This window comes from Cupriavidus sp. UME77, assembly GCF_014170355.1.
Classification (GTDB): domain Bacteria; phylum Pseudomonadota; class Gammaproteobacteria; order Burkholderiales; family Burkholderiaceae; genus Cupriavidus; species Cupriavidus basilensis.
Map to the genome: position 1 here is coordinate 1 of NZ_LZZU01000085.1, position 11,060 is coordinate 11,060.

An 11,060-nucleotide genomic window follows, 5' to 3' on the forward strand; every position below is an offset into this window, starting at 1 on the left:
ATCCTGCAGGATCTCAACCACCGTCTTCTGCTGGAAGATCTTGAAGTCGGTGGTGAGCGTGGCGAGGAATAGCCACGGCCGCAGCGTGAGACGGTAGACAAAGTGGTGCCCCTCGGCAATCGGCCCTTCGACCTGGGTCACGATGCCGGTGATCTCGCGGGTGCCGGCGCCCACGTGGCCGGCCAGGCCGCTACCGGCGCCGTCGAGTTCGATCTCGAGCGTCAGCTCCTTGCCCTGCATCGCGGGCAGGTCCAGATTGGCGGCGGGCCCGTACAGACGAGGGAGCGCATCCGGAGTCTTGAGGTCGACCGTGTAGGTGAACAGGTCATTCAGGCCCTCGGTGCCCTGCACGCGGGCGACGGTCAGGGCGACCTGACCCAGGATTTCGGGCAAACCGTCACCACGAATCGTGACAGTACGGTTGGACAGGAACGGCGGGCGGTTGCCCATAGGCGGCACTCCGGCGGGGTGAAGGGGCCCACGAGTGGCACATGCAGCGAATGCTGTATGGCGCGGGGTAGCCAATCAGGCTACCGTGAAATGTGCCGAATAAGTGTCAAAAATTGTGACGTCGGATGCGAGCGGGAGCATTTTCGGAAAAATCCGAAAAGGAGCGAGTGGGAACCCTGCCTTGCTCGGCGTGGGCAGGTCCTGCGAATAGGCAGTCACGAATCCACGCTTCCGGCATACGTTCCAGATTCAGCTTGAAATCGCCGAAACGTTTGATGTGGCTGGTGAGATAGGGGCTCAGAAATTCAATATCGGCCACATCGACCGGGGTAGCCAAACTCGGCATCCGGATCCAGGCCGGCGCTGGCGCGCACGTGGTCGATCACGGCCGTCGGTATGCCATCCAAGTTGGGGAAATAATGCAGTTGCTGGAAGACCTTCAGCAACACAAGCGAGCCAAGGCGCAGCCCCTGGCCTCGGGTTGAACGGATGGCCCAGTCCAACTCCTCGGCATCAGGCGTGTAGCACGCTTGCAGCGCCTTAGTGGAGAAAGCCTTCGGGAAACGCGTGTAGGCGGTACGCTCGATGGTGGCCATACAGGATCTCGGCAATCGCTGAAGGGCCAGCCAGTCTAGCTGAGGGTGTCGACGGAAATCCCGCGGTTACTTATAACTGCTGGAGATATCGATTCCGTTCTATATAACCTCAATGCTCATGATAGTGGATTGCCCGTAACTTGGCATGACCCCGTACAGGGCTTTGACGTGCTCAGCGCGATCGCGCAAGCCGCTTCGGCCTGGCCGGGAGAGCGGGTCGGGCTCGTCCTGCATGAGTCGGTTTCGCATGAGCTTGCCGATCTGCGGGCCTGGTTGAAGGTGGATCTGCTCCAACGCGCCGATCGCTCGATCGACGAGGTACGGACCGCGGTCGAATCACTTGCCGCGGAGGGTTGCACGGTCATCATCGGACCCGGCATGGCGTGCGACTTCGCACAGCAGGCGGGCCTTGAAAGCGTGTTCCTGTACTCCCTTGGAGCGGTCGAGGAAGCCTTCGAGCGCTCTATCGAGCTGGCCAGGGTCAGCCGGCACAAGGAGTCGAAGCGCGTGCGCTTGAACACCATCGTGGCGCACCTGCGCGATGGCGTGGCGGCGTTCGACGACGCCGGGCAGCTCGAAGCCGTCAATCCCGCCATGGTCGGGCTGCTCGGGCTGACTGGCGACAAGGATATCCCGCGTCAGCTGACGGCTGCGGTGGGGCCCTTCCTGCACGAATCCATCAGCACCGAACGCCCGCTGGAAGAACGGATCGCGCGTATCGGCGGGCGGGCGCTGATCGTGACCTGCCTGCCCATCGTCGAGCATGGCCTGCGTACTGGCTCGGTGGTGACGGTGCAGGACGCGCAGGCCGCGCAGCGGATCGACCGGTGATTGCGGACCACCCAGCGCCCGACGCAGCTGGTCGCACGGCACAGCCTGGACGACCTGACCGGCAGCTCCGCCGCGCTGGACAGGGTGCGGCGCCTCGCGCGTGCCGGCGCGGCGCATGACGCGACCATACTGCTGACGGGCGGGAGCGGGACGGGCAAGGAGCTGGTCGCCCAGGGCATTCACAACGCGAGCGGCCGCCGCGGCAACCCCTTCGTTGCCTTCAATTGCGCGGCCTTGCCGGAAGCCTGGTCAAGCGGAGCATCGCGCAATATGGCTTGCCGGACGAAGTCATGGCGCGTGCGCAGGAACTGCTGGTTCCCCTGTTCAACGGATACGCATGGCCGGGCAACGTGCGCGAACTGGAAAATCTGCTGACCCGCGCGGCGATCTACCTTGGCGATCCCCAGGCCGGATCCATGCAGGAGATTCGCGCTGTCTTTCCCGAATTCGAGCGAATGCGCCCAGAGCCGCCGGCGCTTGCTAGCGATGCGCAGCGGCCTGCGCCGACCCGCGCCGACGTACTACGTGCGCTCGAACAGGCCGGCGGCAACCGCGCCGAGGCCAGCAGGCAACTGGGGATCGGGCGCACCACGTTGTGGCGGATGCTGAAGGCGGAAGCGTAGGCGGATTCCGCGCCGGGCGCGCATGCATCGAGCTCAATGCCGGGCTGGATCGCCCGGTCATTCCCCGCCGAGCGCCCGATACAGTTGCACGGCCGCCAGCGCCTGCGCCGTTTGCGTCTGGATCAGTTCGTCCTCCCGCTGCAGCGCGCCGACGCGCGCGTCCAGCACATCCTGCAGCGTGCGCCGTCCGCCTTCGTAGAGGCGCGTGGCGTTCTGGCTGTTGCGCTGCGCGGTGGTGACCACGTCGGCCAGCCGGGCGCCGCGCTGGTCCAGGCTGCTGCGCTGGCTGTAGGCGTTATCCACTTCCTCCAGCGTGCGTAGCACCGTCTGGTTGTATTCCGCCTGCGCGGCCTGCAGGCGGGCGTCGCCGGCATCGATGCCGGCCTGGATGCGGCCCGCGGTGAAGATCGGCAACTGCACGCCGACGCCCACCAGCCCGCCGGTGCCGCTCAGCGCCGGCAGCCCGTCCACGTGCAGACGCCCGTCCTGGCCGAGGAACGTCAGGTAAAACCGGGGGAACCGTTCCGCCTTGGCGCTGCCGAGCCTGGCAGCCTGCGCGCGTACCAGCGCGGCCATGGCGCGCACATCCGGGCGCCGCTCGATCACGTCGGACGGCACCTGCCCGGCGGGTGGCGCCGGCACGAAGGGCGCGGGCGGCGGCGAAAGCGCCGCCGCGGCCTGCGGCACCTGGCCGGCGAGCACCGCAAGGCGGCGTTCCCGCATCGAGATCTGGCTCGTCAGCGCCGGGCGCTGCGCCTGCAGCGCGCCAAGCTGTTCGCTCACGCGGTCGACATCGTAGGAGAGCGCCTGTCCGGCCGCATAGCGCGCGCGGGTATAGCTCAGCAACTGACTGACGATTTCCGTGCTCCGGTCCAGTTGCTGCAGGCGGCGCTGCAGGCCGCGCGCCGCCAGGTAGTTCTCGGCCACGTCGGCGGCGATTACCAGGCGCGTGCCGCGCAGGCGCTCCTCGGCGCTCAGCGCAACAGCCGCCGCGGCTTGGGCGTCGCTGCGGCGGGCGCCGAAGACGTCGACCTCCCAGGCCACGGTCAGGCCGGCAAGATGTCCGTCCAGGCCGGGCGAGGTATCCGGCAGGCCCGGGGGGCTGCGCAAGTCGGCCACGCCGCGCGCCGCGCGCGCCTGTGCCGACAGGGTCGGGTAGAGCGCCGATTCCGCAACCTGCCCGATCGCGCGTGCCTCCGCCACGCGCGCCTGGGCCACGCGCAGATCGAGATTGGCCGCCAGCGCCTCGGTCACGCGCTGCGTCAGTTCCGGGTCGTTCCAGTTCCGCCACCACTGAGCCAGGTCCTGCACCTCAGCCGGCGTGCCCTCGGCGGGGGCTTGCCTGAACGCGGCCGGCGCCGCGACGCTGTCGGGCACGGTGACGTCGACCGTGGCGCAGCCGGCCAGGCCGGCTGCGGCGATGCTTGCGATGCCTGCAATGAGGCCGGCGAGGATGCCGCGTCGTGGATAGGTACTCAAGGCGGAAATCCGTTGGGTGGGCGGGCTGGAGGAAGGGCGGGCGTGGTTAGGGTGGTAAGCGTGGTAAGTGTGGTCAGGCATGGCGGTCTATCCTTGCTGTGCCAGCATGGAGCGGAACCGTGTCAGCGCCAGGGCCAGGAAGATCCCGCCCGCGGCTGTGACGCCGAGCAACTGCGGCCACACCACATCCACGCCCGCGCCGCGGAACAGGATGGCCTGCGTGAGCGTGACGAACTGGGTGGTCGGCAGGAACTGCACCGCGTGCTGCATGGCCTGTGGCATGCTCTGCACCGGCGTGGCGGCGCCGGACAGCAGGTAGGCAACGGCATAGGTCGGCACCGCCAGCAGGCCGAACTGCGGCATCGCCGGCGCGATCGTCGCCAGCCACATGCCGAGCGCCGTCACCGAGAACAGGTAGAGCGCGGTGCTCAGCGCAAAGAGCCCCATCGAACCGGTCAGTGGCACATCCAGCCACAGATGCACCACCAGCCACAGCGACAGCAGGGACGCCAGGAAGATCACCGCGCCATTGGCCAGGATCTTCGCCACCGCAATCTCGCTGGCGCGCACCGGCATCACCAGCAAGTGCTCGATGGTGCCGTGCTCGCGCTCGCGGATCACCGCCGCGCCGACCAGGATGATGGCCAGCACCGTGATGTTCACCACGATCTGCATGGTCGATGTGAACCAGTGCGACTCCGTATTGGGATTGAACAGCACCGTGCTCTGCGCGCGCACGGGCAGCTGCGCCTCGATGCCCCGCGCGTGCAGGAATTCAAGCGCCTCACGCGTGAAGATCTGTTGCAGGTAGCTGGCCCCCAGGCCCGCCTGGGTCATCGCGGTGGCATCGACCAGCACCTGCACCGCCGGCGTTCTTCCCGCCAGCACGTCGGCTTCGAAGCGCGGCGGGATCTCGATGGCGAAGATATAGCGTCCCCGGTCCAGCTCCGCATCGACGGCGTGCCGGTCCACATCCACCGGCGTCTTGAAATACGGCGGCCGGATCGCATCGCGCAGGCGGCGCGAGAGCTCGGAGTGGTCGGCATCCACGATGGCCACCGATGCGTTCGACACCTCGGCCTTGATGCCCTTGGCGACCGAATGCACGGCCAGCGTGAAGGCAAAGACGATCAGCGCCATCAGCGTCGCATCGCTGAACAGGCTGCGCAGTTCCTTGCCGCACAGCCGGGCCACGTTCTTGCACCATTGATTCATCGCGGTATCTCCCGGCTACACTTCCTGCTTGCGCAGAAGCAGACGCGCGCCCGCCAGGTACAGCAGCGCGAAACCCAGCAAGGCCAGGTACATGGTGCCGAAGCTGCCCGCACCAAGCCCTTTGGTAAAACTGCCAAGGCTGACCAGCTGGAACCACGACGATGGAAAACCCAGGCCAATCCAGTAGCTGCTGCCCGTCAGCGTCGACACCGGATACAGCAGGCCGGAGAAATTGACCGACGGAATCAGGCACAGGATCGCGGTGCCGAAGATGGCCGCCACCTGCGAACGCACGAAGGTCGACATTAGCAGCCCGAGCGCGGTGGCCGCCAGCACGAACAGCACGGCGCCAATCGACAAGGCGAGGAAGGATCCTTTCAGCGGCACCTGCAGCAGCACGATGGCCAACGCCACCAGGGTCAGGTAGCTGATCATCGCCAGCCCCACGTAGGGCAGTTGCTTGCCGATCAGGTACTCGCCCACGCTGGCCGGGGAGGCATAGAGGTTGGTGATCGACCCCATCTCCTTCTCCCGCACCACGCCAAGCGCGGTCAGCATGGTCGGGATCAGGATCAGCGCCAGCATGATGATGCCCGGCGTGATCGCGTAGATGCTGCGGAACTCCTGGTTGTAGATAAAGCGCGTCTCGATCGACACCGGCAGTGCCGCCGGGCGCTCCGGCTGCGCGCGCATCTGTGCATTGGCGTAGGCCAGCAGCACGCCGCTCACATAGGCGCGCGTGGTGGCGCCCGGGAACGGGCTGGACCCGTCGACGCGGAATGCAAGCTGTGGCTGGCGCCCGGCCAGCAGGTCGCGCTCGAAGCCGGGCGGCAGCTCGACGATCAGCATATCGGCCGCGGCGCGCAGGCGCCGGTCCGCATCCGCCTCGCTATGCACGCCACCGGTCTGCACAAAAGAGCGCGAACCGGAAAACTGCTCCACCAGCTCGCGGCTGGCCCGGCTCTGGTCGCGGTCCAGCACGGCGAAACGCACGTTCTCCACATCGAAGGACACGCTCCACGCCGCGGCGCACAGCAGCACGATCGGGCCGAGGATGGCGAATGCCAGCCGCAGCCGGTCGCGCGCCAGCTCCATGGCCTCGCGCCTGGCGAACGCCCAGGTCCGCGCCAGCTTCGAGCCGCCGGCATGCGCGGCTGGCCTGCCGGCTGGCGCGGGGGGCGGGGCGGGTTGCGCAGCCTTCGCCGCAGCCGCAGCCGCAGCGACGGGGGTAGCGGCAGCGCCGTTCTCCGGGGTTTCCGCCTGCTCCAGGTAGCTGACGAACGCATCCTCCAGCGTCCGCGCGCCACAGCTTTCCCGCAGCGCGTCCGGGCTGCCCACCGCCAGCACGCGGCCGCGGTGCATGAAGGAGATGCGGTCGCAGCGCGCCGCCTCGTTCATGAAGTGCGTGGAAACGAAGATCGTCACGCGCTGCTGGCGCGACAGCTGGACCAGATGGCGCCAGAACATGTCGCGCGCGCCGGGGTCCACGCCGGAGGTGGGCTCGTCGAGGATCAGCACTTCCGGATGGTGCAGGCAGGCCGCAGCCAGCTGCAGGCGCTGGCGGATGCCGAGCGACAGGGCGGCGGGCCGCGCATCGGCATGCTGGTCCAGCTCGAAATCGAGCAAGGCCTGCCCGACCGCCTTCCGCGCGTGCTCGCCTTCCATCCGGTAGAGCTTGGCATGCAGGTCCAGGTTCTGCCGTACCGTCAGCTCCTCGTACAGCGAGAACGCCTGCGACATATAGCCGACCCGCATGCGGGTGCGCATATCGCCGGCGTCGATGGTCTGGCCGAGCAGGCGCGCGGTGCCGCTGGTGGCATCCAGCAGCCCGGTCAGCATCTTCATGGTGGTGGTCTTGCCGCAGCCATTGGAGCCGAGAAAGCCGAAGATCTCGCTGCGCTCGATGCGAAAGCTCACATTGTCCACGGCGGTAAAGGCACCGAAGCGCCGCGTCAGCCCCTCGGCCTCGATGGCGGGTTCGCCGCCATCCGGCGGGCGGGGCGGGATCACCAGTCCCGTGGCATCGCCGCGCCGGGCCGCCGGCAGCAACGAGATATAGGCCTGCTCCAGGTCGCCGGTGCCCGCGCGCGCCAGCACGTCGGCGGTACGGTCGCACACCAGCACCTTGCCCGCATCCATGGCCACCAGATGCTCGAAGCGCTGCGCCTCCTCGATATACGCGGTGGCAACGATCACCGTCATATTGCTGTGCTCGGCGCGCAGATCCTCCACCAGGGTCCAGAACTGGCGCCGCGACAGCGGGTCCACCCCCGTGGTGGGCTCGTCGAGAATCAGCAGGTCCGGGTTGTGGACCAGCGCGCAGCACAGGCCGAGCTTTTGCTTCATGCCGCCCGAGAGCTTGCCCGCCGGACGGTCCGGGAAAGGCGCCAGGCCGGTGGCCGCGAGCAGGCGCTCGATGCGCTGGCGCCGCTCCTCGCCGCCCAGGCCGAACAGCCGGGCAAAGAAGTCCACGTTCTCATAGACCGACAGCGTCGGGTACAGGTTGCGTCCCAGCCCCTGCGGCATGAACGCCACGCGCGGCAACAGCGCCTCGCGCGCTTGCCGGTCGCGCAAGTCCGCGCCCAGCACGGCGGCATGGCCCTGCTGGATACGCTTGACGCCGGCAATCACGCCGAGCAGCGTCGATTTACCGACGCCATCGGGGCCGATCAGGCCGATGGTGGCATTGCCGGGCAGCGTGAGCGACACATTGTCCAGCGCCACGCTGGCGCCGTAGCGGTGCGACAAGCCATCGATCCGGATGGCCGCGGCACCGTCGGGGTGCGGACTCGGCATGGCGTCAGGCTGGCTGCCGGGGCAGCGTCAGCGATGCGGGCCAGGGCTGCCTGGCATCCAGGCGCACGAAGCCGTCGCCCGTCATGCCGGCTTTCAGCTTGGCCGCGTAACGCTGGGCAACCTCGGGCGCCAGCTGCAGCTTGATGCGATACATCAGCTTGGCCCGCTCAGCGTCGGTCTCGACATACTTGGGGGTGAACTGCGCCTCGCTGGCCACAAAGCTGACGCGGGCCGGGATCGGTTCGTCCTTCATCGCGTCCAGCACGATGCGCGCCTCGTCGCCGATGGCCAGCTTGCCGGCAGCACCCGCGGGCAGGAACACCGTGAAATACATATCGGCCAGGTTCAGCAGCGACACCACGCGGCCGCCCGCCGGCAGCACCGTGCCGACCTCGATCACGCGATACTCCACACGTCCGGCCACCGGGGCACGGATGGTTGCCTCCTCCTGCAGGATCTTCAGCCGGGCAATCTGGGCATCGGCCTCCGCGATCGCCGCGTTGGCCTCGCCAAGCGCGGCGCGCGCGCCGGTCACGCCCGCGCTCTCGCCATCCAGGCCAAGCTGCCGGCGATCGCGTTCAACGGAAGAAATCTGGCGGTCCTGGTAGAGCTTGACCGCCTCGGTCAACTCCAGCCGCGCCAGCCGCTGGCGGCTCTCGCGGCCCCCGATCTCCGCCTGCGCGCGCGATGCCGCCTGCACGGCACGCTCGCGGGCTGCAGTGGCAAGGCTGAGTTGAGCCAGTAATTCGGCGTCATCCTGCCGGGCCACCACGGCGCCCGCAGCCAGGGCATCGCCCTCGCGAACGGGCAGATCGATGACGCGGCCCGGATACTTCACCGCGACGTCGAGGCGGCCGATCTCCATGCGCCCGTTGCTGTGGACCATATAAGCCGGCCACGGGTCGCGCTCGCTGCCAAGCCACCACACGGCGGCTCCAATGGCGCCAGCAATGAACAATGCCGCTATACCCCAGCCTGGTTTGAGTTTCATCGGCTACCTGTGCGCCTGTGCGCTGAATGATGGAATGCCGCCGGGCGCTCCAGGGGGTTCAGGGTGTCGGGCAAAGGGGGGAGGGGAGGCGACAAAGACAGACCTTGAACCGCGGGGCGACGGCTTAGGGTCCAATGCTATCCGGCGGGGTGGGGCGTGGACTTGATCTAGCGCAAGTTGGTGCCGAAGGGGGCACTTTTTGGAGGGGGTGTTCTAATGGGTGCCGTATTTGGTGCCGGGTTCCATGGATCGGCTGCCCGAGCGATGTCACGCTAGGCAATGCGCAGTACCGCCGCGCCGGACAAGCGCCCCGCGCGCAGGTCGGCCAGCGCGGCATTGGCTTGCTCCAGCGGATAGACCGTCGTGGTGGTGCGCAGCGGCGTGGCCTGGGCGATTCGCATCAGTTCCAGCCCGTCGTTGCGCGTGAGGTTGGCCACCGACACGATCGACCGCTCCTCCCAGAGCAGGCGATAGGGGAAGGCCGGAATATCGCTCATGTGGATGCCTCCGCAAACCACGGTGCCGCCCTTGGCGACGGCTTGCAGCGCCATCGGCACCAGCGCACCCACCGGCGCGAAGATCAGCGCGGCATCGAGCGGCTGCGGGGCGGGCTGGTCGCTGGGACCGGCCCAGCACGCCCCGGTGTCAAGGGCGAACTGGCAGGCGGCGGTGTCGCCGGGGCGCGTGAAGGCGAAGATCTCGCGCTGCTGGGCGACGGCGATCTGCGTCACCAGGTGGGCCGCGGCGCCAAATCCGTAGATGCCGATGGACCGGACCTTGCGGGCGTCCCCCGCCATGCACAGCGTGCGGTAGCCAATCAGGCCCGCGCACAGCAAGGGCGCCGCATGCTCGTCGTCGTAGTGATCCGGGATAAGGAAGCAAAAGCGGCTGTCGGCCACCACGTACTCGGCGTAGCCGCCGTCGCGCGTATAGCCGGTGAACTGCGGCGTATCGCACAGGTTTTCGCGCTGCGCCGCGCAATAGCCGCAGTGCCCGCAGGTCTGCCCGAGCCACGGCACGCCGACCCGGTCGCCCGGGGCAAGGTCTGTCACGCCAGCGCCACAGGACTCGACCCTGCCGACGACCTCGTGTCCGGGAATGAGCGCCGCCTTCGGGTGCGCCAGTTCGCCGTCGACAATGTGCAGGTCGGTGCGGCAGACGCCGCAGGTGCTCACCGCGATACGCACTTCGCCCGGGCCCGGAATTGGCACGGGGACGCGCGCCAGGCGCAGGGCCGGCCCGGTGCCGTCGAAAATCATGGCGCGCATCGTCTCGTGCATGGTGACATCCTCGGCGAACGCCCCCAACGACGTCCAGCCTTCATGCTAGGTGATGGTAGGCGCCGCCGCTTGATTCGCGTCAATGGCTCTCGCCAGGCGGGCACCTTATAACAATAGCCGCTTCCAGGCGTTCTTAGACTGGATGCAGGCTCTCAAACCGCAAAGCGAATCACCAATGCGGCTGGCTACTGCGCTACTATCAAGTCCAGCGGCGCGAGGCCGACAAAGTCCTGATATCCAGTAAGGTTGCGCATGTCACGCGCACGTTTGCGGATACGGCTGTGATGGGCCGTGTCGTAGCAATACAGGCCTTGGGGCAGCCGGTGATCCTCGTATTGCAGCCTCTTTACTTCGCTCATGAAGGCCATCGAGATTGCCAACGCCCTGCTGCGCGAAGGCATGGATGAGGGCATGGCTATCCGCATCGCCATTGCAAGGGCACGGCAGTGGACAGCCCAGCACGGCGGGATAGCTGGGCCGCCCGCATAGGCTCGGCGTTCTCGCGATGCCTGGCTATGGGTACGTGCCTCATGAACCCTGCTGCCAGCATTGTTTACTAACTTTTCAGAAAGTATTGTCAGGCCGCAGCGTATTGGCACTCCGGCTGGCGAAAGAACGACTTGACTAACTCAGGCAGTCGTTGAATGCGACGTAACGCACTTCTCGCCAATTTCTTCATTTCGTTCTTTCCCTGGACTAAACGCTTGGAGACTTGCCGCTTCACGTGCGCCCACACCTGCTCGTCGGGGTTCAGGTGAGGAGAATACGGCGGCAGGTAGAACAGCTTCAGCCGGCCTTG

7 protein-coding genes and 3 pseudogenes are annotated in these 11,060 nt (G+C 67.3%); 1 reads left to right on the forward strand and 9 read right to left on the reverse strand.

Translation table 11 applies throughout. The features are described from left to right. The coding region (locus A9975_RS31650; protein WP_183036194.1) for a contractile injection system protein, VgrG/Pvc8 family at nucleotides 1–450 on the reverse strand (450 nt) is incomplete at its 3' end. A 329-nt stretch (nucleotides 451–779) separates the two neighbouring features. Further along, a pseudogene (locus A9975_RS31655) lies at nucleotides 780–1,046 on the reverse strand (DUF4158 domain-containing protein); the annotation flags it as partial. A gap of 153 nt (nucleotides 1,047–1,199) precedes the next feature. Between A9975_RS31655 and A9975_RS38475 the strand changes: the two are divergent. Continuing rightward, nucleotides 1,200–2,500 (forward strand): annotated as a pseudogene (locus A9975_RS38475) (PrpR N-terminal domain-containing protein); the annotation flags it as partial. A 57-nt stretch (nucleotides 2,501–2,557) separates the two neighbouring features. On the opposite strand, the gene A9975_RS31675 reads toward A9975_RS38475, so the two are convergent. The 7 genes and pseudogenes from A9975_RS31675 to A9975_RS31705 form a co-directional block, all read right to left on the reverse strand. After that, on the reverse strand, nucleotides 2,558–4,060 hold the full coding sequence (locus A9975_RS31675) for an efflux transporter outer membrane subunit (RefSeq protein WP_183036199.1): 1,503 nt from the start codon (nucleotides 4,058–4,060) through the stop codon (nucleotides 2,558–2,560). Nucleotides 4,061–4,066: 6 nt separating this feature from the next. Beyond that, nucleotides 4,067–5,194 (reverse strand): ABC transporter permease, encoded by a 1,128-nt coding sequence (locus A9975_RS31680; protein WP_183036200.1) that lies wholly within the window; start codon nucleotides 5,192–5,194, stop codon nucleotides 4,067–4,069. A 15-nt stretch (nucleotides 5,195–5,209) separates the two neighbouring features. Beyond that, nucleotides 5,210–7,990: a ribosome-associated ATPase/putative transporter RbbA gene (gene rbbA / locus A9975_RS31685; protein WP_183036201.1), complete on the reverse strand. Its 2,781-nt coding sequence runs from the start codon at nucleotides 7,988–7,990 to the stop codon at nucleotides 5,210–5,212. Between the two features lie 4 nt (nucleotides 7,991–7,994). After that, entirely contained in the window at nucleotides 7,995–8,981 is a 987-nt protein-coding gene (locus tag A9975_RS31690; RefSeq protein ID WP_183036202.1) for an HlyD family secretion protein, read from the reverse strand. 272 nt (nucleotides 8,982–9,253) lie between these two features. Beyond that, nucleotides 9,254–10,261, reverse strand: coding sequence for a zinc-dependent alcohol dehydrogenase family protein (locus A9975_RS31695; RefSeq protein ID WP_183036203.1), 1,008 nt, complete (start codon nucleotides 10,259–10,261; stop codon nucleotides 9,254–9,256). Between the two features lie 197 nt (nucleotides 10,262–10,458). Next, nucleotides 10,459–10,581: pseudogene (locus tag A9975_RS38365) on the reverse strand (SagB/ThcOx family dehydrogenase); the annotation flags it as partial. Between the two features lie 257 nt (nucleotides 10,582–10,838). Next, nucleotides 10,839–11,060: transposase (locus A9975_RS31705; protein WP_183036205.1), on the reverse strand; the 222-nt coding region annotated here is incomplete at its 5' end.